This is a genomic window from Herbaspirillum sp. Her4, from assembly GCF_057961335.1.
The window spans coordinates 1,512,320-1,535,895 of record NZ_CM176330.1 but is presented as its reverse complement, the minus strand read 5'-3'; the positions used below and the strand labels follow the sequence as shown (position 1 = coordinate 1,535,895).

Genomic DNA, 23,576 nt, shown 5'->3' with positions numbered 1-23,576 from the left:
ACTAGACGCACGCCGATCTTACGGACGGCCAGCGCCGGTCGGGAACGGCCATGCAGCGGCCGGGTTCAGCACGGTCTTGGCGGCCGGTGCTGCTGCGGCGGCTGCCGGCTTGGCGGCTGCCTTCTTCGGAGCGGCGGCCTTCTTGGCGGCTGCCTTCGGTGCTGCAGCTGCCTTGGGCGCTGCGGCCTTCGGAGCGGCTACCTTCTTGGCGGCGGCCTTGGGAGCAGCTGCCTTCGGCGCTGCAACCTTCTTGGCGGCTGCGGCCTTGGGAGCGGCTGCCTTCGGAGCTGCTGCCTTCTTGGCGGCTGCCTTCGGAGCTGCAACCTTCTTGGCTGCTGCCTTCGGCGCTGCAACCTTCTTCGCTGCGGCTGCCTTCGGAGCTGCTGCCTTCTTGGCGGCTGCCTTCGGCGCTGCAACCTTCTTGGCTGCTGCCTTCGGAGCTGCAACCTTCTTCGCTGCGGCGGCCTTCGGAGCTGCGGTCTTCTTGGCTGCTGCCTTCGGAGCTGCAACCTTCTTGGCTGCTGCCTTCGGTGCTGCAACCTTCTTTGCTGCGGCGGCCTTCGGAGCTGCGGTCTTCTTGGCTGCTGCCTTCGGAGCTGCAACCTTCTTCGCTGCGGCGGCCTTCGGAGCTGCGGTCTTCTTGGCTGCTGCCTTCGGGGCTGCAACCTTCTTCGCTGCGGCTGCCTTCGGAGCTGCGGTCTTCTTTGCTGCTGCCTTCGGGGCTGCAACCTTCTTCGCTGCTGCCTTCGGAGCGGCTGCCTTCTTGGCAGCTGCCGGCTTGGCGGCGGCCTTGGCCACGGTCTTCTTGGCGGCTGCGGCCTTGGGCGCGGCTACCTTCTTGGTGGTTTCCTTGGCGGCTGCCGCCTTCTTTGCCGCCGGCTTCTTCGCCGCGGTCTTCTTTGCTGCTGTTGCCATTTTGTTTCTCCTTCTTCACGTGAATGGAAAAAATCAAGCTTGATATAAGCAACCCGCACGCGACATCGCGATGACGCGGGCGAGCTATTCATCGGCACAAGCCGCCTGTGGCTTGCGCTAATGAATTCGGCACCAGCTGAACTGCTGCATCCCCTCACCTATGCAGCGCTTCAGCTATCTTGGCGACGCCCCTCCGGTAGTGCCCGCGCAATGGCGCAGGAAGATGCGACTACGGGAGCAGGCGCGACACCAAAAAAAACGCCAGCGTGTTCAAACGCTAGCGTCGGAATCGCGTTCCTGAAAAACCTTGGTGTTTTTCAAAGGAAAAGCCGCCTGACCCGACAAGATGGGGTTAAGCGGCGATAACAGAGAAGATTGATTCGGTCTCTGACTGTTCATTAATTTGGCGTAGGCCTTTTCCGTTTCAGCAGCCGGGCATCTTGCAAGCTACCCGGCTCCTGTTGTGCATCATGTCTCGATGAAGAGAACTTCAAGACTGCACATCATTCCCAACTCAGTGCGCCCCCGGTTTGGTATTCAATGACACGGGTCTCAAAGAAGTTGCGCTCCTTCTTCAAGTCGATCATCTCGCTCATCCACGGGAACGGATTTTCTTCTTGTGCGAACAGCGGGTCCAATCCGATTTGCTGTGCGCGGCGGTTTGCGATGAATCGCAGGTAGCCCTTGAACATGGTAGCGTTCAACCCGAGCACGCCTCGCGGCATTGTATCCTCTGCGTAACGATATTCCAACTCCACCGCGCGTAAAAACAACGATTTGATTTCGTCGCGGAACTCCGGAGTCCACAGGTGCGGGTTCTCCATCTTCACGGTGTTGATCAGGTCGATGCCGAAGTTGCAGTGCATCGATTCGTCACGCAGGATGTACTGGTACTGCTCGGCCGCGCCCATCATCTTGTTCTGGCGACCCAGTGCCAGGATCTGCGTGAAGCCCACGTAGAAGAACAGCCCTTCCATGATGCACGCGAAGACGATCAGCGACTTCAGCAGCTTCTGGTCATTCTCCATCGTGCCGGTCTTGAACTCGGGATCGGTCAGCGTATCGATGAAGGGAATCAGGAACTCGTCCTTGTCGCGGATCGATGCGACCTCGTGATACGCATTGAAGATCTCGGCTTCATCCAGGCCCAGCGATTCGACGATGTACTGGTAGGCGTGGGTGTGGATCGCTTCTTCAAAAGCCTGGCGCAGCAGGTACTGGCGGCACTCCGGTGCGGTGATGTGGCGATAGGTGCCCAGCACGATGTTGTTGGCGGCCAGCGAGTCGGCGGTGACGAAGAAGCCCAGGTTGCGCTTGACCAGACGGCGCTCGTCTTCGGTCAGGCCGTTCGGGTTCTTCCACAGCTCGATGTCGCGCTGCATGTTGATCTCTTGCGGCATCCAGTGGTTGGCGCAGCCGGCCAGGTACTTGTCCCAGGCCCACTTGTACTTGAAGGGCACCAGCTGGTTGACGTCGGTGTGGCCGTTGATGATGCGCTTGTCGGCAGCATTGACGCGGCGGGTGGTGTCGACCTGCTCGCCGTTGCCGGCCATCAGTGCCGGGTTCAGCGCAGCGTTGGACTGGCCGAAGGCCGGTTGCAGTTGCGGCTGCAGGTTGGGGGTGCGCGGCGCCTGGGCCGGTTGCTTGACTTCATCATCCCAAGAAAGCATCTGTGGTTCCTCTTTACTTTATCGGTAGCTGCCGGCGAGGTCGCATGACCATGGCGCGGCGGGTGTCTATCAGGTGACAACGGCGCATCCGGTGAAGTTCACCGCGATGCGCCGGCTAGGGTGGGCAGGACTTGGGACAGTGTTGCTGCCGTCATCTCGGATGACCTTGGATCATCCTCATCAGCAGGCCGTCCCGGCCCTGCCCGGATTGCTTACTGGCAGGCCTCGCACTCTTCGAAGCCCGCATCGCCCGGACGCATGGTGCAGACCGGACCATCGGCTTCGATCGAAGCACCCGGGGTCGGCATCACGTAGGCAGCCGAGGCAGCAGCAGCCGAAGCGATCGGTGCGGCCGGCACGGCCGTACCGGAAGCCGAGGCCATGGCACCGGCGCCGCCGTCAACGGCCACGGCGTTCAGTGCACCCGCACGGGAAGTCGACTTCTCGGTGTGGGTCGCGCCGATGGTGCGCAGGTAGTAGGTGGTCTTGAGGCCACGCAGCCACGCCAGCTTGTAGGTCTCGTCCAGACGCTTGCCGGAAGCACCGGCCATGTAGATGTTCAAGGACTGGGCCTGGTCGATCCACTTCTGGCGACGCGAGGCGGCTTCCACCAGCCAGGACGGATCCACTTCGAAGGCGGTGGCGTAGATGTCGCGCAGGTCTTGCGGGATGCGGTCGATCTTGGCCAGGCTGCCGTCGAAATACTTGAGGTCGGCGACCATGACTTCGTCCCACAGGCCACGGGCCTTCAGGTCGCGCACCAGGTACTCGTTGATCTCGGTGAATTCGCCCGACAGGTTCGACTTCACGTACAGGTTCTGGTAGGTCGGCTCGATGCAAGCAGACACGCCGATGATGTTGGAGATGGTCGCCGTCGGGGCGATGGCCACGCAGTTCGAGTTGCGCATGCCGTGTTCGGCGATGCGTGCACGCAGGGCGGCCCAGTCCAAGGTTTCGGTGCTGTCGGTTTCCAGGTAGCCGCCGCGCTCTTGCGCCAGCAGCTTCAGGGAATCCTGCGGCAGGATGCCGCGATCCCACAGCGAACCGCGGTAGGAAGCGTAACGGCCGCGCTCTTCGGCCAGTTCGGTCGAAGCCATGTAGGCGTAGTAGCAGACGGCTTCCATGGAGCGGTCGGCGAATTCGACGGCGTCCATCGAGGCGTACGGCACGCGCTTGATGTGCAGGCAGTCCTGGAAGCCCATGATGCCCATGCCCACCGGACGGTGGCGCAGGTTGGAATCACGTGCCTTCTTGACGGCGTAGTAGTTGATGTCGATGACGTTGTCCAGCATGCGCATGGCGGTGCGGATGGTCTTTTGCAGCTTGGCATGGTCCAGCTCGCCATTGACCAGGTGCGCCGGCAGGTTCACCGAACCCAGGTTGCAGACCGCGATTTCGCTCTCGTTGGTGTTCAAGGTGATCTCGGTGCACAGGTTGGAACTGTGCACCACGCCCACGTGTTGCTGCGGCGAACGGATGTTGCAAGGATCCTTGAAGGTGATCCACGGGTGGCCGGTTTCGAACAGCATCGACAGCATCTTGCGCCACAGGTCGTTGGCTTGCACCTTCTTGAAGAGCTTCAGCTCGCCACGAGCGGCCTTGGCTTCATAGGCGGTGTAGGCTTCTTCGAAGGCACGGCCGAACTTGTCGTGCAGGTCCGGGGTGTCGGAGGGCGAGAAGAGGGTCCACTCACCCTTTTCCATCACGCGCTTCATGAACAGGTCGGGAATCCAGTTCGCGGTGTTCATGTCGTGGGTGCGGCGGCGGTCGTCGCCGGTGTTCTTGCGCAGTTCGAGGAATTCCTCGATGTCCATGTGCCAGGTTTCCAGGTAGGCGCAGACCGCGCCCTTGCGCTTGCCGCCCTGGTTGACCGCCACGGCGGTATCGTTGACCACCTTCAGGAAGGGGACCACGCCTTGCGACTTGCCGTTGGTGCCCTTGATGTGCGCACCCAGGGCACGCACCGGGGTCCAGTCATTGCCCAGGCCGCCGGCGAACTTGGCCAGCAGGGCGTTTTCCTTGATGGCTTCGTAGATGCCGTCGAGGTCGTCGGCCACCGTGGTCAGGTAGCAGGAAGACAGCTGCGAACGCTGGGTACCCGAGTTGAACAGGGTCGGGGTCGAGCTCATGAAGTCGAACGAGGACAGCAGGTCGTAGAACTCGATGGCGCGGGTTTCGCGGTCGATTTCGTTCAGTGACAGGCCCATGGCCACACGCATGTAGAACGCCTGGGGCATCTCGATGCGGGTGCCGCCGATGTGCAGGAAATAACGGTCATACAGGGTCTGCAGGCCGATGTAGCCGAACTGCAGGTCGCGCTCGGGCTTGATGGCGGCCGCCAGCTTGGCCAGGTCGAACTGGGCCAGCTTGGTGTCGAGCAGCTCGGCTTCGATACCCTTCTTCACGTATTGCGGGAAGTATTCCAAGTACTCGGCCGGGGCATCCGCCTGGGCCACTTCCTTGCCGAAGACTTCCTTGCGGATGGTGTGCATCAGCAGGCGCGAAGTCACCTGGCTGTAAGCAGGGTCCTTTTCCATCAGCGCGCGGGCAGCCAGGATGGCGGACTTGTACAGCTCTTCGACGGGCACGCCGTCGTACAGGTTCTTGACGGTTTCGGAGAGGATGGCTTCGGCATCGACGTGCGATTCCAGGCCGACGCAGGCAGCGGCGATCAGGGAACGGACTTCGTTGATGTCCAGCGGACGGCTCTGGCCGTCTTCGGTCACGTGCAGTTGCGGTGCGGCCACTTCGGTCTTGGCGGCTGCGCCTTGCTGGGCGCGCTCTTCCATGCGCTTGGCACGGTACAGCACGTAGGCACGGGCGACGTCATGCTCGCCCGAACGCATCAGGGCCAGCTCGACCTGATCCTGGATATCTTCAATATGGAAGGTGCCACCGGTGGGCTGGCGGCGCACCAGCGCCGACACCACGTTGGTGGTCAGTTGCTCGACCATCTCGCGCACGCGCGCCGAAGCGGCACCCTGGCCACCGTTGACGGCCAGGAAGGCCTTGGTCACGGCGATGGAAATCTTGGAGGGCTCGAAACCGACCACCGCGCCATTGCGGCGGATGATGCGGTATTCGCCCAGGCCAGCGGTCTGGGACACGATGGCCTGGCCTTCAGCGGAACCTTCCAGCTCGGCAGAGGTGCCGAACGGAGCGGGCGATTTGACGGAAATTTCTTGGGTTGAGCGCACTTAGCCTCCTGGGGTACATGGGGCAGATGGCCGGGGGTTGCCACCTGCGTTGCTAATAACTTCATCCGGGCCCCGAACGGCAAAGGACCCGCGAACGGCGGAAGCGTCCCACAATGACTGTCCCTTGCGTGGACATTCATGCTGACGCAAAACTGCTTGAAACTGATGTGTGGAACGGAATTAAAAGAAGGAGAACCGGGGGCGTTGTCGTACTTGGTTACTGCCTCGCGGGTCTTGCACCTTCTGAAGCACTGCCTGAAACGGGCCGACCGTGGATGAAGACCCGATACCAACAACAAGTTCAACTGAACACTACATCTAGTATCAAAACATCGAATGGGACTAATTCTAGTAGCGGGTCCGGGCGGATGCAACCGCTATTTAGAGAATTTTTCTGCTGCTCAAGCTTGACTTTTGTGAAGGCCAACGGGGAAGCGCAATTGCGCCGCGTTAACGATTTTCACCATTTTGTTGTGATAGCCGTCCCAGTCGAAGAAGGGTCCGGGGTCGGTCTTGCGCACCGGCGCGATGTGTTCGTGGCCAGCCACGGCGGTCAATCCGTAGCGCGTTACCAGGGCCTGGGAGAGCTGCACCAACGTCTCATATTGGGCTTCGGTGAAGGGTTCAAAGTCGGTCCCTTCCAGCTCGATGCCGATGGAAAAATCATTGCAGCGCTCGCGCCCCTCGAAGCTGGACACGCCCGCATGCCAGGCGCGGCGATGGGCCGGGACGAACTGCACCACTTCGCCATCGCGGCGGATCAGGAAGTGGGCCGAGACGCGCAGGGGACGCAGCTGGTTGAAATAAGGATGCGCGTCAAAGTCGAGCCGGTTGCAGAACAGGTCGGCGATATAAGGGCCGCCGAATTCAGCGGGCGGCAGGCTGATGTTGTGGATCACCAGCAGCTCGGCAGCCACGCCTTCGGGACGTTCGTCGCAATTGGGCGAGGGTTCGCGGCGGGCGTGATCACACCAGCCGTCGCCATCGATGATCCAGGCGCCGGGGTCAGAGAAGACAGCGTCCATGCTCAGAAGGAAGCCAGGCGGCGATGCTCTTCGCAGCAGTAGTGCGCGCCGGAGGCGTGAACCACCGCCTCGGAGGACGGGAAGTGGATGCCGCAATGGGCGCACTGCACCATGGTCTCGACATTGCTGTCGCCACGGCGGCGAAAGCGCGAGGGCTTGGGCCGCGGCATGCCGGGCTCGGGCTCACCGGCGGCAGAGTTGCCGTCGGCGGCACGGTCGCTGCCGGCCAGCATGGATTTCTTGGCGCGCTGGAACCACACCACCACGGCCAGCAGGACCACCAGCCAAATCAGATATTTCATGTCAGAACCCGATGCAGCACGACTTCAAGAACGAACCGGCTGCCCACATAAGCCAATAAAAGGATGGCGAACCCGGCCAGCGTGAAGCTCAGCGCGGTCCGCCCCCGCCATCCCTGCCAGCGACGGCCGGCCAGGAGCAGGCCGAACAGCAGCCAGGACAGCATGGTGAAGACCGTCTTGTGGTCCCACTTGAATGGTGTCCCGAACAACTGCTCGGAGAAGACGACACCCGATAGCACCGTCAGCGTCAGCAAGGTGAAGCCGAAGGCGATCAGGCGGAACAGCAGTTTTTCCATGGTCAGCAGCGCCGGCAGTCGATCCAGCGCCAGCCCGAACCAGCCCGACTGGGCAGCCGGACCGGGCCGGGTATGCAGGCGCGACTCCTGCAGCACCATCAGCACCGCATGGAAGGCGGCGATGGTGAGCGTGCTGTAGGCCAGGATGGAGATGGCGATGTGCGCCAGGAACCAGTCGGACTTGCCGGCCAGCGCCACCATGTTGCCGGGGAAGGCGCTGGGCAGCACCACGGCCACCGCCGCCACCGGCAAGACCAGCACGCGCATGCTGTCGAGCGAGAAATTGCGATTTTCCAGCCAGTAGGCCGCCACCGAGATCCACAGCGTGGACGACAGCATGACCGCAAAGCCCACCCGCAACGCGTCGGGCGCGAACATGTCCGACAGCAGCGCCCCGCCATGCAGCATCCAGCCGGCCACGATGCCCGCCGAAATCGGCACGCGCCGCTCCGAAGGCATGAAGGCGCAGCCCAGATAGAGCAGCGCAGCCAGGATGAAAAAATAAGTTTGCATCACCCGAGTTTACACCATCTCGGCCCCCGGCCCGCTTGCGCCCGGTCAGCCGGCGCGCGAATCGGGCCCGCCAAATGCGACACGGCAGGGCTTGCCTGCCGTGTCGGGCACATCACTATAGAGAGCTGCAGCCACGTCAGTCGACCGCCGCCGCCTTCATCTCCGCATTGTGATGGCGCTGCTGCTCTTCCATCACCAGCTGGCCCAGTTCGCGTTTCAAGGCATTGAACTCGGGGTCCGCCGGATCGCGCAGGCGCGGCAGGTTCACCAGCATGTCGCGCTTGACCGTGCCCGGGCGGTAGGTCATGACCACGATGCGGTCAGCCAGGTAGATGGCCTCCTCGATGCTGTGGGTGACGAAGACGATGGTCTTCCTGAACTCGTCCCAGATGCGCAGCAGCTCATCCTGCAGGTTGCGGCGGGTCAGCGCATCGAGGGCACCGAAGGGCTCGTCCATGAGCATGATGGGCGAATCCAGCGCCAGCACCCGGGCGATGGCCACCCGCTGGCGCATGCCGCCCGAGAGATCCTTGGGGAAGCGGGTGCGGAAGTCGATCAGACCCAGCTTGTCCAGCAATTGCGTGACGCGCTGGTGGATCTCGGCCTTGGGCGTTCCCTTGATCTCCAGTCCGAAGGCCACGTTCTGTTCCACCGTCATCCAGGGGAAGAGCGCGTATTCCTGGAACACCATGCCGCGATCCGGTCCCGGCTCGGTGACCACCTTGTCGCCGGTGAGGATCTGGCCGGACGATGGCAGGGCAAACCCGGCGATGGCGTTCAGGAGCGTCGACTTGCCGCAGCCGGAAGGCCCCAGCAGGCAGACGAACTGGCCGTCCGGGATATCGAAATGGATGTCCTTGAGGGCCACGACCTCGCGGTCATCGGTCTTGAAGACCTTGTGCACATTCTGTATGCGAATGCGCGGAGAAGCATTTGTCTGGTTCATCTCAGTTCTCCAGCCCGCGATGCCAGCGCAGCATGTAATTGTTGAGGCGGCTCATGCCCAGGTCGATCGCCAGGCCCAGGAGGCCGATGGTGATCATGCCGGCGATGATCTTGTCCGACCAGAAATATTCACGTGCCTCCATGATGCGGAAGCCCAGGCCATTGCTCACCGCAATCATCTCGGCCACGATCACCACGATGAAGGCAGTCCCGATGCCGATGCGCACGCCCGAGAGGATGTAAGGCACCGCCGCCGGCAGCATCACCCGCAGGAACAGCGTGGACTGGCTCGCCCCCAGATTGCGGGCCGCGCGCAGGTAGATGCTGTCGACCTGGCGCACCCCGGCGATGGTATTCATCAGCACCGGGAAGAACGCCCCCAGCGAGATCAGGAACAGCGCCGGCGGATTGCCCAGCCCGAACCAGAGGATGGCCAACGGGATGTAGGCAATCGGCGGAATCGGACGGATCACCTGCACCGTCAGATTCATGAGCCCATAGATGCGCTGGCTGGAGCCCATCAGCAAGCCCAGCGGCAGGGCCAGCCCGGCACCGATCAGGAAGCCTGCCACCACCCGGTACAGGCTGCCGATGGCATCCATGATCAGTTCGCCCGAAAAGGCCCAGGCCAGCCAACTGCCGGCCTCGGGCTCATAGGGCTTGAGCGGGGTGGCGTATTCCACCCATTTCTTCAGGACCGCCCAAGGCGAAGGCAGGATCTGCGGATTGATCCAGCCAGCCCGGGAGGCGCCCTCCCACAGCGCGATCACGATGATCGGCACCAGCAGCCCCTGCAGGAAGCTGCCCTTGTTGTTCTTTCCCATCGAGATTCCCCCGGCTTACTTCAGGTTCATGCTCTTCTTGGCCTGCTCCAGCAGATCGGTCTTCACCCAATCCTTGGCCACCGGCGGCTTGGCCATCTTGCCGGTACCGTACTTGGCCATGGTGTCGGTGGTGACCTGGATGTGCTCGGCCGTGATGTCGTAGGCATAGGGCGAGTTGCCGATGGCGTCGTAGAAGTCTTCCTTGGTGATCTGGTTCTTGAAGATCACTTCACGCACGTACTTTTCGGCCACTTCCGGCTTGTCGATGAAGGTCTTGGTCGCCTCCAGGAAGCAGCGCATGAACTTCTCGGCCAGCGGACGCTTCTCGGTGTAGAACTTCTCGGTCATCACCATGGTGCGATAGGGCTCGCCGATCGGGGTGTCATACGGCTTCATCACTTCCACGCCGAAGCCCTTGTTGATGGCCTGCGAGGATTGCGGCTCGCTCTGCATCATGGCGTCGATGTTCTTGCCCAGCAGGGCCTGGTTCAGGTCGGCGAAGGCCAGATAGACGATGGTGACATCCTTGGCCGTCAGGCCGTTCTGGCCCAATTCGGCATCCAGCAGCACTTCATGGATGCCGCCCCGGGTGACGCCCACCTTCTTGCCCTTGAGGTCCTTGACCGACTTGATACCGGAGTCCTTGCCCGCCACCAGGCGTGCGCCGCCCTTGGCGAAACCGGCCACCACATAGATCGGTGCGCCGTTGGCCCGGCCCGAAATGGCGGCCTCGGAGGCGGTCGTGCCCACATCGAGCTCACCGGCCAGGATGCCCTGCATCACGTCCGGGCCCTTGGCGAAGACCTTTTCATCGACCTTGATGCCACACTTGGGGGCGATCTCCTTGATGTAGGACACCGCGCCATAGTGGGCGAACTTCAGGTTGCCCAGGCGGATGACGTCGTCTGCCGCGTGGCTGGTGGCCGAGAAACCGGCAGTGGCCAGCAGGGCCAGCGCGATCCATTGTTTTGGTTTTTGCTTTTGCATTTCCACTCTCCTCTTGTGTGTATCGTTGTTGATACGGCGCGCCGGCGGCAGTCGTGCAGGCCGGCAGTCTCGATGGCGTTGGCCCGTGCTGCGTGGCAGGGGCCTTGATTATTCTGTGCGCTTGGAAATTCAGCGCCCATGTATACACAAAGAGCGCAAGCCGTACAAGCTGTTAATTTTACGTAGCGCCCCCATCTGGGCCGCACGCGCCGGCAGGGGCGCAGCGGGGCTGATCGGTTAGAATGCAGGATTGCCCGCCGCCCCGCCTGCGCACTCCCGGTGCGTCGTAGTCCCGGCCAGCGGCCCTGCGGCCTTTCCGCCCCCATTCATTTGCAGATATCACCATGCTAGACAACCTGACCCAACGCCTCGCCAAAGTCGTCAAAACCATGCGCGGCGAGGCGCGACTGACCGAATCCAATACCGCCGAGATGCTGCGCGAAGTGCGCCTGGCCCTGCTGGAGGCCGACGTGGCCCTGCCCGCCGTGCGCGAGTTCATCGCCAAGGTGAAGGAAAAAGCCATGGGCGAAGAGGTCATCGGCTCGCTCACCCCCGGCCAGGCCCTGGTCGGCGTGGTCCAGCGCGAGCTGGCCAGCCTGATGGGCGCCGACCTCGGTGCCGAAGCCTCGCAACTGAACTTTGCCACCCAGCCGCCGGCCATCATCCTGATGGCCGGCCTGCAGGGTGCCGGTAAAACCACCACCGTCGGCAAGCTCGCCAAGTACCTGCGCGAGAACAAGAAGAAAAAGGTCCTGACCGTCTCCGCCGACGTCTACCGCCCGGCCGCCATCGGCCAGCTGCAGACCGTGACCGGCCAGGCCGGTGCCGACTTCTTCCCCAGCCAGCCGACCGACAAGCCGGTCGACATCGCCCTGGCCGCGCTGGACTACGCCAAGAAGCATCACCACGAAGTGCTGATCGTCGACACCGCCGGCCGTCTGGGCATCGACCAGGCCATGATGGATGAAATCCGTGCCGTGCACGCTGCCATCAAGCCCATCGAAACCCTGTTCGTGGTCGACGCCATGCTGGGCCAGGACGCCATCAACACCGCCAAGGCCTTCAACGACGCCCTGCCGCTGACCGGCGTGGTGCTCACCAAGCTGGACGGCGACTCGCGCGGCGGTGCTGCGCTGTCGGTGCGCCACATCACCGGCAAGCCCATCAAGTTCGCCGGTGTGGCCGAAAAGCTCGACGGCCTGGAAGCCTTCGATCCCTCGCGCATGGCCAACCGCATCCTCGGCATGGGCGACATCCTGGCGCTGGTGGAAGAGGCACGCAAGGGCGTGGACATGGAAGCCGCGCAGGACCTGGCGCACAAGATCAAGGGCGGCGGCAAGTTCGACCTCAATGACTTCAAGGCCCAGCTGTCGCAGATGAAGAAGATGGGCGGCCTCACCAGCCTGCTGGACAAGCTGCCGGCCCAGATGCAGGCCGCCGCCGGCAACGCCAACATGGACCAGGCCGAGAAGCAGGTGCGCCGCATGGAAGGCATCATCAACTCCATGACCCCGCAGGAACGCGCCAAGCCGGAACTGATCAAGGCCACCCGCAAGCGCCGCATCGCCGCCGGTGCCGGCGTGCAGGTGCAGGAAGTCAACCGCATGCTGTCGCAGTTCGAGCAGATGCAATCGATGATGAAGAAGCTCAAGGGCGGCGGCATGATGAAGATGATGCGTGGCATGAAGGGCATGCTGCCGGGCGGCATGCGCTGACGGTATCGGCCGCAAAGCCTTTCTGCACAAGGCTTTGCGGCTCTTTCACACGACCTCCGGCGGTCTCTTCTGGCGCCGGAAAAACTCCCCTCCTCCGCGTTTCCCCTCCGTTTTCCAGACCCGCGCCCATCTCTCCGGATGCGTTTTCTGCTCGCTTCATGCGCACGAAAACATGCCCTTCTTTCATCGCTTTTGCTTCACCTCCGATATCGCCAAAGCAGCCCTTTTCCGGACTTCCGCGATCCGCCGCGATCCCTTTACCGGCGCGGCTTGACGGCGGATCGGGGCGGCTCGTTGTTTCCTGGCGCTTTCACGGGAAAATCCACTAAAAAATACTTGCGTGGCCGTGCAAAGAGCACCACTATTAGCGGTGCGTAAATGACGCATTCATCTCATTCTTGTGAGGAGTCTTTCCGATGGCCACAGCAAAAAAAGCAGCAGCCGCAGTAAAGAAGCCAGCAGCAAAACCCGCAGCCAAGGCAGCCGCCAAACCGGCCGCCAAAGCCGCCGCTCCCAAGGCAGCTGCCAAGCCTGCCGCCAAGGCAGCGCCGAAAACCGCACCGAAGGCCGCTCCCAAGGCAGCCGCTCCCAAGAAAGCCGCAGCAAAACCCGCAGCAAAACGTACTCCCAATGCCGCCTTCATGAAGCCGCTGACACCGTCGGCAGCCCTGGGCGAGGTGGTCGGCGCCAAGCCGCTGCCACGCACTGAAGTGACCAAGAAGGTCTGGGAATACATCAAGAAGCACAAGCTGCAGAACGCCGAAAACAAGCGCAACATCGATGCCGATGACAAGCTCAAGGCAATCTTCGGTGGCAAGAAGCAAGTCACGATGTTTGAAATGACCAAGCTGATCTCGGCTCACCTGAGCTGACCGACGCCCGCGGTTTGCAAGCGACTTGCAAACAAAAACGCCCGCAGATGTCATGCGGGCGTTTTTGTTTCCGGATGTTTCAGGAGGCGTGGCCTTGCCGGCCGGTTTTCCTCTTGTCTGACGCCGCATGCAGCACTTCTCTGATGGCGAGCAGCCCTGTCACCGCCTACCATGGCGGTTCTGCAGGGTGTGGCACTGGCCGCAAAGGCCGGTTTCAGCTTTCCAGCTCACATCGCCTCCGGCAGAACTGAATAAAAGAACCGAAAACCGGAAACCGGGTCTATCCCTGTGCCATCCACTGATGAGCCTGGACGCTCATGACCAAGAGAAAGGAAATGACCATGCCAAACCAAACCGCCACCCTGCGTCACCAACTGCTGCGTTCGGCCAGCGCCCTCGTGATCGGCCTGGCCGCCCTGGGCGGTGCCTCGCACGTGTTCGCTGCGGGCAAGGCCGGCAATTCGGAATACCAGCAGCAGATCGCCGCCTGCAAGAGCGGCGCCTCCACCGAAGACCGCGCTACCTGCCTGCGTGAAGCCGGTGCTGCCCAGCAAGCCGCTGCGCGCGGCACGCTGACCGATCCGGGCGCGGCGCAACTGAAGGAAAACGCCCTGCGCCGCTGTGAGGGCTTGCCGCAATCGGATCGCATCGATTGCGAGAAGCGCGTCAACGGCCAGGGCAACAGCGATGGCAGCGTCGCCTCGGGCGGCATCCTGCGCGAGACCGTGACCATCGTCCCGGCCAAGTAATTTCGCTCTCCCCAAAAACGAAGGCGGGCGCCATGGCGTCCGCCTTCGTCATTGCAGCCTGTGGAAAGATCAGGCGGCCAGCTTGCCCTGGATGAAGGCCAGCGCCTCGGCCAGCGGTACTTGGGTGGCTTCCGCATCGCGGCGACCCTGGTATTCGATGTTGCCATCCTTGAGGCCACGGTCACCGACCACGATGCGATGCGGCACGCCGATCAATTCCCAGTCGGCGAACATCGCGCCCGGACGCTCGCCACGATCGTCCAGCACCACATCCACGCCCGCCTCGGTCAGTTGCGCGTACAGCTTGTCGATTTCGGTCTTGACGGCTTCGCTGCGGTCATAGCCCATGGGGCAGAGCACCACTTCGAAGGGCGCAATCGAGGTCGGCCAGATGATGCCGCGGTCGTCGAAATTCTGTTCGATGGCCGCGCCCAGGATACGGGTCACGCCGATGCCGTAGCAGCCCATCACCAGCGGTTGCGGCTTGCCGGACTCATCCAGGTAAGTCGCCTTCATCGCTTCGGAATAGGTGGTGCCCAGCTGGAACACATGGCCCACTTCAATGCCGCGCTGAATCGCCAGCACGCCCTTGCCGTCCGGCGAGGCATCGCCTTCAACGACGTTGCGGATATCGGCCACCAGCGGCTCGGGCAGGTCACGGCCCCAGTTGGCACCGGTGTAGTGGAAATCGGCTTCGTTGGCGCCGCAGACGAAATCGGCCATGTTGGCCACCGTGCGGTCGGCCACCACCTTGACCGGCTTCTTGGTGCCGATCGGGCCCAGGTAGCCCGGGGGCGTGCCGAACCATTCAACGATCTCGGCTTCGTTGGCGAAGCGGTAGGTGGACAGGCCCGGAATCTTGCTGGCCTTCACTTCGTTGAGTTCATGGTCGCCGCGCAACAGCAGCAGCCAGATTTCCTTCTTGGCCGGATCTTCGTTGTCCACTGCCAGCACGATGGATTTAACGGTGCGTGCCAGCGGCAGGCCCAGCAATTCAGCCACGGCTTCGCACTTGGACTTGCCGGGCGTGGCGGTCTTTTCCAGCGCCTGGGTGGCGGCACCACGGCTGCTGTCCACGGGCAGCGCTTCGGCCGCTTCCATGTTGGCGGCGTAATCGGAGGTGGGGCAATAGACCAGTGCGTCCTCACCGGTGGCGGCGATGACGTGGAATTCGTGCGAGCCGGAACCGCCGATGGCACCGTTGTCGGCGGCGACGGCACGGAACTCCAGGCCGAAGCGGGTGAAGATGCGCACGTAGGCGTCATACATGGCCTGGTAGGACTTCTTCAAACCATCGACATCGCGGTCGAAGGAGTAGGCATCCTTCATCGTGAATTCACGGCCGCGCATGAGGCCGAAACGCGGACGGCGCTCGTCGCGGAACTTGGTCTGGATGTGATAGAAGTTGACCGGCAATTGCTTGTAGCTGCGCAGTTCAGTACGGGCCACATCGGTGACCACTTCTTCGGAGGTCGGCTGGATGGCGAAGTCGCGGCCATGGCGATCCTTCACGCGCATGAGCTCGGCCCCCATCTTGTTCCAGCGGCCGGTTTCCTGCCACAGCTCGGCCGGCTGCACCACCGGCATCAACAGCTCGACGGCACCGGCGCGATTCATTTCCTCGCGCACGATGGCTTCGACCTTGCGAATCACGCGCAGACCCATGGGCATGTAGGTGTAGATGCCAGCTCCCAGACGCTTGATCATGCCAGCACGCATCATCAGCTTGTGGCTCACGATTTCAGCGTCGGACGGGGCTTCTTTCAGGGTGGAAATAAAAAAACGTGAGGCGCGCATGACGGTCGGTTCTTTTTAAAAAGAGGAGGGTTATAATCGTTCCAATTTTAAAGGATTAGCTGGCTGATGCGCCCTTTCTTTGCAGATTTGCTCCTAGTTTCAATGACATCCGTGCATCGATGTGATTGCTCCTGACCGCCTGGCGTACCGGCTTTGCCGCGTGCGCCCGCAGTCGCATGAGCCTGCCTGAAAGGGACTTCCAGCCGCAGAAAGTTTGAGGATCACCATGCTGGATCGAGAAGGCTTCCGCCCGAACGTCGGCATCATCCTGCTCAACGCCAATAACGAGGTGTGGTGGGGCAAGCGCGTACGCGAGCACTCCTGGCAATTCCCGCAAGGCGGCATCAAGCACGGCGAGACCCCCGAACAGGCGATGTTCCGGGAACTGGAAGAAGAGATCGGCCTGCGTGCCGAGCACGTCAAGATCATCGGCCGCACCCGTGACTGGCTGCGCTACGAAGTCCCCGATCATTTCATCAAGCGCGAAGTGCGCGGCCATTACCGCGGCCAGAAGCAGATCTGGTTCCTGCTGCGCATGGTCGGGCGCGATTGCGACGTCAACCTGCGCGGCACCTCGCATCCGGAATTCGATGCCTGGCGCTGGCATGACTACTGGGTGCCGCTTGATGTGGTCATCGAGTTCAAACGCGAGGTCTATCAGCAGGCGCTGCAGGAATTGTCGCGCTTCCTGAGTCGTCCGGGCCACGGCCCGCGCCGGGTCGAGCAAGCCGGGCGCATTGCGCATCCCCACAAGAATCCCGGCCAGGCCGCACAGGCCCAGCCCTGCAACGGCGCGAACACGCCGGAAACCAAGTGAGTTCCATGCCCTCTTTCCAGCAACCTGAACCCCCACGTTCCCTGTTCACCGTGCGCGGCCTGCGCCGCACGGTGCTGGCCTGCTCGCTGCTGGCGGCCTGCGCCGGCGCACTGGCGCAGAGCTTCGATGAAGAATTCGACGACGAGGAAAAGCCCTGGCAGGAAATCGCCGTGCAGTTGCCGCCGACGCCGCAAGAGCAGAACCTGGCCGAGTTCTATCTCAGCCCGAATGCCACCATGAAGGCCTACATCGATACCAATTCCGTGTCGATCGGCACCGACAAGGTAGTGCGCTACACCGTGGTCACCAAGACCGAAGGCGGTGCGGTCAACGTGATGTACGAAGGCATGCGCTGCGAGACCTGGGAAAAGAAGACCTACGCCTTCGGCCATCCCGATGGCAAATGGTCGCGCTCGCGCCGCGACAAGTGGCAGCCGATCCGCGATATCGGCGTCAATCGCATCGATGGCGCGCTGTTCAAGGATTATTTCTGCGAAGGCAAGATCATTGCCGACAATGAGAACGTCAAGAGCATCGTCAATCGCCTCAAGACGCAGACGCGTATTGATCCGGTGCGTCGCTGATCCCGGCGGCTGGCTCGAAGCACACAATAAAAAAACGCGGCCTTGGCCGCGTTTTTTTATTGTCCACATGAAATTATTTATATCGTATAAATCGTATAAATCATTTCCATAATGCAATGTGATGCATCATCCTCACAGCAGCACCAGATTGTCCCGATGCACCAGCTCCGGCTCCTCGACGAACCCGAGGATGGCCTGGATCTCGGAGGAAGGATGGCGGATGATGCGCCGCGCATCCGAGCTGTTGTAGTTGCTCATGCCGCGCGCGATGGCGCGGCCGCTCTCGTCCACGCAGGTAATCACGTCGCCCCGGCCGAACTCGCCCGAGACTTCCACCACGCCGATAGGCAGCAGCGACTTGCCTTCCTGGCTCAGCTTCTGCACTGCGCCGGCATCGAGCACCACACGGCCGGCGGTCTTGAGGTGATCGGCCATCCATTGCTTGCGCGCGGTCAGTTGCGCGGTCTCGGCATTGAGCTGGGTACCGATGGCTTCACCTGCAGCCAGGCGTGTGAGGACCTGCTCCTCTCGTCCCCAGGCGATCACGGTATGTGCGCCGGAGGTGGCCGCGCGCTTGGCGGCGAGGATCTTGGTCAGCATGCCGCCACGGCCGATGCCGGTGCCGGTGCCGCCTGCGATCAGCTCCAGCGACGGGTCGCCGGCACGCGCTTCGGAAATGAGGGTGGCCGCCGGATCCTTGCGCGGATCGGCGGTGAACAGGCCCGGCTGGTCGGTGAGGATGATGAGCGCTTCGGCTTCGATCAAATTGGCCACCAGCGCGCCAAGGGTGTCGTTGTCGCCGAACTTGATTTCATCAGTGACCACCGTGTCGTTCTCGTTGATGACCGGCACCACGCCCAGTTGCAGCAGAGCGAACAGGGTGGAGCGGGCATTGAGGTAGCGTTCGCGGTCGGCCAGGTCGGCGTGGGTCAGCAGCACCTGTGCGGTGTGCAGGTCGTGCTTGCGGAAACTGGTTTCGTAGATCTGTGCCAGGCCCATCTGGCCCACGGCCGCGCAGGCCTGCAGGTGATGGATGCCGGTCGGGCGCTTGTCGAAGCCCAGGCGCTGCATGCCCTCGGCCACCGCGCCGGAGCTGACCAGCACCACTTCCTTGCCGAGCGCACGCAATTGCGCGATCTGTTCCGCCCAGCGGGCGATGGCGTTGGCGTCCAGGCCCTTGCCATCATTGGTGACCAGGGAAGAGCCAACCTTGATGATGAGTCGCTTGGCGCGTTGAATGACCGATTGCATAGTGTTCCGGGTTCTGATTCTTCTGGGAGCGGTCGTAAAATCCGACAGGCAGAGATGATAGCCCGAACCGCCCCCGCGCGCAGCCCCAACAAGCTTCAGGGCTGCGCCGGGATGAATCAGTCCAGGACCTTGAAGCGCGGATCGTCCGGATCGATGCTGGAGATGGCGCGGGCTTCCTCGGTCATCTGGGTTTCTTCGGCGCGGTGCTCTTCGGCGCGCTTGGTTTCCAGATACTTGTAGATGTCGTTGATGAGCTCTTCGCAGCCATCACGGTTCAGTGCAGAGATCTCGAAGACCGGGCCCTTCCAGCCGAAGCGCTTGACGAAATCCTTCACGCGCTTGGCGCGTTCGGCCTCGGGCACTACGTCCAGCTTGTTCAGGACCAGCCAGCGCGGCTTGTCGAACAGGGACTGGTCGTACTTCTTCAGTTCCTGCACGATGGCCTTGGCTTCCTTGACCGGATCGACTTCCTCATTGAAGGGGGCCAGGTCGACGATGTGCAGCAGCAGACCGGTGCGCTGCAGGTGGCGCAGGAACTGCACGCCCAGACCGGCGCCATCGGCCGCACCTTCGATCAGGCCGGGGATGTCGGCGATCACGAAGCTCTTCTCGTGGCTCACGCGCACCACACCCAGGTTGGGGTGCAGGGTGGTGAAGGGGTAGTCGGCGATCTTCGGACGGGCGTTGGAGACGGCCGTGATGAAGGTCGACTTGCCCGCATTGGGCATGCCCAACAGGCCCACGTCGGCCAGCACCTTCAGTTCCAGGCGCAGCTCGCGGCGCTCGCCTTCCTTGCCTTCGGTCTTCTGACGCGGGGCGCGGTTGGTGGAGGTCTTGAAGTGGATGTTGCCCCAGCCGCCTTCGCCGCCCTTGGCCAGCATCACGGTCTGGCCGTGGAAGGTCAGGTCGGCGATGTGTTCGCCGGTGTTGATGTCGACGATGAGTGTGCCCACCGGCATGCGCAGGTAGACGTCATCGGCACCCTTGCCGTAGCAGTCCGAGCCGCGGCCGTTTTCGCCGCGACCGGCGCGGTGCAGCTTGGCGTAGCGATAGTCGATCAGGGTGTTGACGTTACGGTCGGCCACGGCCCAGATGGTGCCGCCCTTGCCGCCGTCGCCGCCGTCGGGACCGCCGAAGGGGCGGAATTTCTCGCGGCAGAAGCTGGCGACACCGTTGCCGCCATCCCCCGCCACGACTTCAATACGTGCTTCGTCGATGAATTTCATGATTTGGACGCCTCATGGGACATGGGAGCCGCTAACAAAACGTCGATGCACCTCGGTCCTGGTCAGGACCCACCCCGGCGCTTCCGACGGAAGCCTGGGCTCGGCGCTTTGTTGACGGCTCTTCAAAAATCAAAAAGGCTCCACCATCGGCAGAGCCTTTTTTATGCCTGGTTTCCGGGCGAACCCGGATGACAGGAACGCTTACGCCGTAACGACGGTAGCGTATTGACGCTGTTGCAGGCCCTTGACAACGAACTTGACCTTGCCGTCCTTCAGGGCGAACAGGGTGTGGTCCTTGCCGACGCCGACGTTTTCGCCAGCGTGGACGCGGGTGCCGCGTTGACGGACGATGATGCCGCCAGCGTTGATCACTTGGCCGCCATAAACCTTGACGCCCAGGCGTTTCGATTCTGAGTCACGGCCGTTGCGCGTAGTGCCGCCGCCTTTTTTGTGTGCCATTTAAAACTCCTTGATGACTTTGGATGAGCAGTTCGTTCGGGTCAACGCTCAGGCGTTGATGGAGACGATTTGCAGTTCGGTGTAGTTCTGACGATGGCCTTGACGCTTTTGGTAGTGCTTGCGACGACGCATCTTGAAGATGCGGACCTTGTCATGGCGACCTTGTGCTACCACAGTAGCCAGCACCGTAGCACCTGCGACCAGCGGCGCACCGAACTTCACGGTTTCGCCTGCGCCCACTGCGAGCACTTGATCCAAAGTGATTTCGGAGCCAATGTCAGCCGGTATCTGTTCTACTTTGAGTTTTTCGCCAGCAGCAACTTTGTATTGTTTGCCGCCGGTTTTTATGACCGCGTACATGTGAAACCTCACGAATGAATGAATAAGAACGATTTTTCCCTTGCCGCGCCCGTCAAAAACCCATGGCGAAACAGGAAAACCGCAAATTATACAGGCACTTAGCCGCACGGTCAAAAGCCTTGACACTTTGCCCGACCTCTGTACAACACAGTTTCCCGCAGGACAATGGAAGAGAACTTGTCCGCCAGGCAACCCGTATCCCCACCCATGTTTTCATTCCACCAATGAAAAACCTTTAGTTTCCGGGCTCAGGGTCTTTGGCGTGCCCCTGCCTTGTCATCGTATAATCTGGGGAATAACCATTTCCAACAGGTTCCGCCTTGTCTGCCGCCGTACAAAACGCTTCGCAACAAACCATCATGCATCCGATCGTCGCCGACATGGAGGCAGTCAACGCAGTCATCCGCCGCCAGCTGTACTCGGAGGTGCCGCTGGTCAACCAGGTCGCCGAATACATCATCAGTGCGGGCGGCAAGCGCCTGCGCCCGGTGCTGGTAGTGCTCATCGCCAATGCCTTCGGCTACAAGGGCGAGCATCACCACTCGCTGGCGGCCGTGATCGAATTCATTCATACGGCCACGCTGCTGCATGACGACGTGGTCGACGAATCCTCGTTGCGCCGTGGCAAGCAGACTGCCAATGCCATGTTCGGCAATGCGGCCTCGGTGCTGGTAGGCGACTTCCTGTATTCGCGCGCCTTCCAGATGATGGTGGCGGTGGGCAACCCGCGTGTGATGGAAATCGTGGCTGATGCCACCAACGTCATCGCCGAGGGCGAGGTGCTGCAGCTGCTCAACATGCACAATCCGGATGTGGACGAAGCCGGCTACCTGCAGGTGATCCGTTCCAAGACCGCCAAGCTGTTCGAGGCCGCCAGCCAGATCGGCGCCCTGATTGCCGGTGCCGACAAAGCCAGCATCGAAGCTGCCGGCGAATATGGCCGCTCCATCGGCACCGCCTTTCAGCTGATCGACGACGTGCTGGATTATTCCGGCAACAGCGCCGAGATCGGCAAGAACGTCGGCGACGACCTGCGCGAAGGCAAGCCCACGCTGCCGCTGATCTGGCTCATGCAGCACGGCACACCGCAACAGCGCGAACTGGTGCGCACCTGCATCGAGAACGGTGATGAACAGCATTTCGACGAAGTGCTGTCGGCCATCACTCACTCCGGCGCCCTGGCCTATACGCGCGAACAGGCGGAAATCGCCGCCCGGCGCGCTGCGGATGCAATTATTTCACTTCCCGATAGCCAATTCAAAAAATCCCTGTTAGAATTATCGGCTTTCGCAGTAGATCGAAATCACTGACTTAGATCTCACTCGACGGGGTGTAGCTTAGCCTGGTAGAGCGCTACGTTCGGGACGTAGAGGCCGGAGGTTCGAATCCTCTCACCCCGACCAGAATTACCGAAAAAAACAGCGAGTTGAAATAACTCGCTGTTTTTTTTTGCGCATTCCGTTTGCACCAGCTTTGTCCAGAGGACTCAAAAATGAGCGCGCATTGCTCATCTTCCTCACTGACCGGCCCGTCACGGACGGGACCGATTATTCCTGATTCTTCATTCGTGACACTGACAGAGTCCTGCCGATACCGCAGGCACCTGCCGGATCGCAGGCAAATGCGCCCCTGCCTTCATATCGGTGCCGGGTCAGGCTTGCGCGCCAGCCGCCGCCGCACACTATCGCGGATCGGCACTTCACAGTAACGATAGGAGACATGTGCCAGGATCACAGCCAGTGTCATCGCCAGCAAAATGCGACCCAAGGGGCCCTCGCCGTCACGGGTAGCCAGTTGCAGCAAAGGGATGTGCCACAGGTAAATACCGTAAGAAAGTATCCCGGCACGCACCATCAGCTTTGCTGAGAGAAGCCGCTGCACCACGGCACGACGCTCGCAGTCGAGTGCCGCGATCAGCAAGGCACCGCCCGCACCGATGAGGGTCGGACCGAACACGCTGCTCAGGGGGGCCAGCCACACGATGCTGGCTGCCACTGCTGCCACGCCAGCCAGAAGGGCAACAATCCCCGGACGCCAGCCGCGACGGACGGCGACCGCCGCCGCGCAACCATACAGCAGGGAATCGAGTCGTTCCAGGCTGCCGGCATAGAGCATGAGCCTGACCTGCTCCCCGAAGAACACAAAGAGCAAAGCCCGCCAGCACAGTACCGCCACGCAGATCGCCAGCACGGCTTTGATGAAGCTGGACGCCTGCAAACGCCGCAGCAACAACAGCATCAGTGGTGGCCAAACCAGATAGAAGTGCTCTTCCACCGCTAGCGACCAGGTATGCCCGAATCCGGCCAGATGATGGCCGCTGAAAATGGCAGCGTAATTGGCCGTGTACGTCACGGCGAATAGGCCGTTGAAAGCAGCGCGCCGCTGCCCTTCTGCCAGAAATGCCACGCCCGCGACCACCGCCACGATCAGCAGCGCCGGGGCCAGCCGAGCGAAGCGCCGAATGTAGAAAGGCACCAGTGCCAGTCGGCCTTCGCGGGCAAACTCATCCCACAACAGACCGGTAATCAAATAACCTGACAGCGCAAAGAAGATACCGACGCCGACCCCACCCAGATTGAATTGCTTGAAGAGGTTGGTATGCTCCAGCAGCACCAGCAAGATGGCCACCGCCCTGATGCCATCGAGCCAGGGCCGATAGCCGGAGAAGCGGACAGTGCCTGCAGCGCGCTCCGACGTGGCGGGAATGCTCATACCGCCCCCCCATTGTGAAAGACGGTCACTGCAAGACGCAGCCAGGCGCCCAATGCGCGAGACAGCACTTCGGGGGCGTGATTTGAGCTAACGGGCGCATCACATACGCGGGGGCTTAAATGAATGTTCATGGCGTTTCTGGCGCATGTCGTCCGTGCTCTTGTTCAGATTTGTCGATCCGAACCAGGTGAAATGGAAAATCGGGAAGCTGGGCCGCCAGCTCGGCGAATCATTTCCAAATGGAAATGATGCATATACCCCCCGAAAACTTAACAAAAATGAATGAGTCGCGGCGCTATTCTATGGTGCGAAGGATACAGACTACAAGCCACATGCCGACCACGACCAGAAAATTGCATC

Annotated in this window: 21 protein-coding genes and 1 tRNA gene; 7 read left to right on the top strand and 15 right to left on the bottom strand. The window is 61.7% G+C overall.

All coding sequences use genetic code 11. The annotated features are described in order from the left end of the window. Positions 1–18 precede the first annotated feature (18 nt). The 9 genes from ACWFUC_RS07015 to ACWFUC_RS06975 form a co-directional block, all read right to left on the bottom strand. On the bottom strand, positions 19–915 hold the full coding sequence (locus ACWFUC_RS07015; RefSeq protein ID WP_489624475.1) for a histone H1-like repetitive region-containing protein: 897 nt from the start codon (positions 913–915) through the stop codon (positions 19–21). Between the two features lie 503 nt (positions 916–1,418). Further along, on the bottom strand, positions 1,419–2,585 hold the full coding sequence (locus tag ACWFUC_RS07010) for a ribonucleotide-diphosphate reductase subunit beta (RefSeq protein ID WP_088756254.1): 1,167 nt from the start codon (positions 2,583–2,585) through the stop codon (positions 1,419–1,421). Positions 2,586–2,797: 212 nt separating this feature from the next. Continuing rightward, entirely contained in the window at positions 2,798–5,782 is a 2,985-nt protein-coding gene (locus ACWFUC_RS07005; RefSeq protein WP_489624474.1) for a ribonucleoside-diphosphate reductase subunit alpha, read from the bottom strand. Between the two features lie 401 nt (positions 5,783–6,183). Then, positions 6,184–6,807, bottom strand: coding sequence for a 1,6-anhydro-N-acetylmuramyl-L-alanine amidase AmpD (gene ampD, locus ACWFUC_RS07000; RefSeq protein ID WP_489624473.1), 624 nt, complete (start codon positions 6,805–6,807; stop codon positions 6,184–6,186). 2 nt (positions 6,808–6,809) lie between these two features. Next, a complete protein-coding gene (locus ACWFUC_RS06995; RefSeq protein WP_209568205.1) occupies positions 6,810–7,109 on the bottom strand; it encodes a PP0621 family protein in 300 nt (99 codons plus the stop codon). Next, entirely contained in the window at positions 7,106–7,918 is an 813-nt protein-coding gene (locus ACWFUC_RS06990) for a cytochrome C assembly family protein (protein ID WP_204726176.1), read from the bottom strand. The genes ACWFUC_RS06995 and ACWFUC_RS06990 overlap by 4 nt, the downstream gene beginning before the upstream one ends. A 136-nt stretch (positions 7,919–8,054) precedes the next feature. Then, positions 8,055–8,864, bottom strand: coding sequence for an ABC transporter ATP-binding protein (locus ACWFUC_RS06985; protein ID WP_034334689.1), 810 nt, complete (start codon positions 8,862–8,864; stop codon positions 8,055–8,057). Position 8,865: 1 nt separating this feature from the next. Further along, complete coding sequence (locus ACWFUC_RS06980) at positions 8,866–9,687, bottom strand: ABC transporter permease (RefSeq protein ID WP_489624472.1); 822 nt, start codon at positions 9,685–9,687, stop codon at positions 8,866–8,868. A 15-nt stretch (positions 9,688–9,702) separates the two neighbouring features. Then, positions 9,703–10,674: an ABC transporter substrate-binding protein gene (locus ACWFUC_RS06975; protein WP_310161817.1), complete on the bottom strand. Its 972-nt coding sequence runs from the start codon at positions 10,672–10,674 to the stop codon at positions 9,703–9,705. 344 nt (positions 10,675–11,018) lie between these two features. On the opposite strand from ACWFUC_RS06975, the gene ffh reads away from it, so the two are divergent. From ffh to ACWFUC_RS06960, 3 genes are all read left to right on the top strand, one after another. Next, positions 11,019–12,389 carry a signal recognition particle protein gene (gene ffh / locus ACWFUC_RS06970; RefSeq protein WP_039790476.1) on the top strand — a complete coding sequence of 457 codons (1,371 nt, stop codon included), beginning with the start codon at positions 11,019–11,021 and terminating at the stop codon, positions 12,387–12,389. A gap of 416 nt (positions 12,390–12,805) precedes the next feature. Beyond that, entirely contained in the window at positions 12,806–13,261 is a 456-nt protein-coding gene (locus ACWFUC_RS06965; RefSeq protein ID WP_489624471.1) for an SWIB/MDM2 domain-containing protein, read from the top strand. A gap of 341 nt (positions 13,262–13,602) precedes the next feature. Then, entirely contained in the window at positions 13,603–14,010 is a 408-nt protein-coding gene (locus ACWFUC_RS06960) for a hypothetical protein (RefSeq protein ID WP_134221188.1), read from the top strand. 69 nt (positions 14,011–14,079) lie between these two features. On the opposite strand, the gene ACWFUC_RS06955 is transcribed toward ACWFUC_RS06960, so the two are convergent. After that, the gene (locus tag ACWFUC_RS06955; RefSeq protein ID WP_134221187.1) at positions 14,080–15,807 is read right to left on the bottom strand and encodes a proline--tRNA ligase; all 1,728 of its coding nucleotides are present in this window, start codon (positions 15,805–15,807) and stop codon (positions 14,080–14,082) included. A 226-nt stretch (positions 15,808–16,033) separates the two neighbouring features. Here ACWFUC_RS06955 and ACWFUC_RS06950 point away from each other — a divergent pair, with 226 nt between their 5' ends. Both ACWFUC_RS06950 and ACWFUC_RS06945 read left to right on the top strand, forming a co-directional pair. Then, positions 16,034–16,624 carry an RNA pyrophosphohydrolase gene (locus ACWFUC_RS06950; protein WP_489624470.1) on the top strand — a complete coding sequence of 197 codons (591 nt, stop codon included), beginning with the start codon at positions 16,034–16,036 and terminating at the stop codon, positions 16,622–16,624. 5 nt (positions 16,625–16,629) lie between these two features. Then, positions 16,630–17,208, top strand: coding sequence for a CNP1-like family protein (locus ACWFUC_RS06945; RefSeq protein WP_311434652.1), 579 nt, complete (start codon positions 16,630–16,632; stop codon positions 17,206–17,208). A gap of 132 nt (positions 17,209–17,340) precedes the next feature. On the opposite strand, the gene proB is transcribed toward ACWFUC_RS06945, so the two are convergent. The 4 genes from proB to rplU all read right to left on the bottom strand — a co-directional run bounded on the left by proB (position 17,341) and on the right by rplU (position 20,504). Continuing rightward, on the bottom strand, positions 17,341–18,459 hold the full coding sequence (gene proB / locus ACWFUC_RS06940; protein WP_489624469.1) for a glutamate 5-kinase: 1,119 nt from the start codon (positions 18,457–18,459) through the stop codon (positions 17,341–17,343). A gap of 116 nt (positions 18,460–18,575) precedes the next feature. Further along, positions 18,576–19,685: an Obg family GTPase CgtA gene (cgtA, locus tag ACWFUC_RS06935; RefSeq protein ID WP_121042573.1), complete on the bottom strand. Its 1,110-nt coding sequence runs from the start codon at positions 19,683–19,685 to the stop codon at positions 18,576–18,578. Between the two features lie 201 nt (positions 19,686–19,886). Then, the gene (gene rpmA / locus ACWFUC_RS06930; RefSeq protein WP_006713216.1) at positions 19,887–20,144 is read right to left on the bottom strand and encodes a 50S ribosomal protein L27; all 258 of its coding nucleotides are present in this window, start codon (positions 20,142–20,144) and stop codon (positions 19,887–19,889) included. A gap of 48 nt (positions 20,145–20,192) precedes the next feature. Beyond that, entirely contained in the window at positions 20,193–20,504 is a 312-nt protein-coding gene (gene rplU / locus ACWFUC_RS06925; RefSeq protein ID WP_006713215.1) for a 50S ribosomal protein L21, read from the bottom strand. A 359-nt stretch (positions 20,505–20,863) separates the two neighbouring features. Here rplU and ispB point away from each other — a divergent pair, with 359 nt between their 5' ends. Both ispB and ACWFUC_RS06915 read left to right on the top strand, forming a co-directional pair. Continuing rightward, complete coding sequence (gene ispB, locus ACWFUC_RS06920; protein WP_489624468.1) at positions 20,864–21,814, top strand: octaprenyl diphosphate synthase; 951 nt, start codon at positions 20,864–20,866, stop codon at positions 21,812–21,814. 16 nt (positions 21,815–21,830) lie between these two features. Further along, positions 21,831–21,907 (top strand) — tRNA-Pro (locus tag ACWFUC_RS06915). 232 nt (positions 21,908–22,139) lie between these two features. Here the strand turns inward: ACWFUC_RS06915 and ACWFUC_RS06910 are convergent. Beyond that, positions 22,140–23,216, bottom strand: a complete 1,077-nt coding sequence (locus tag ACWFUC_RS06910) for an acyltransferase family protein (RefSeq protein WP_489624467.1) — start codon at positions 23,214–23,216, stop codon at positions 22,140–22,142. Positions 23,217–23,576: the final 360 nt, after the last annotated feature.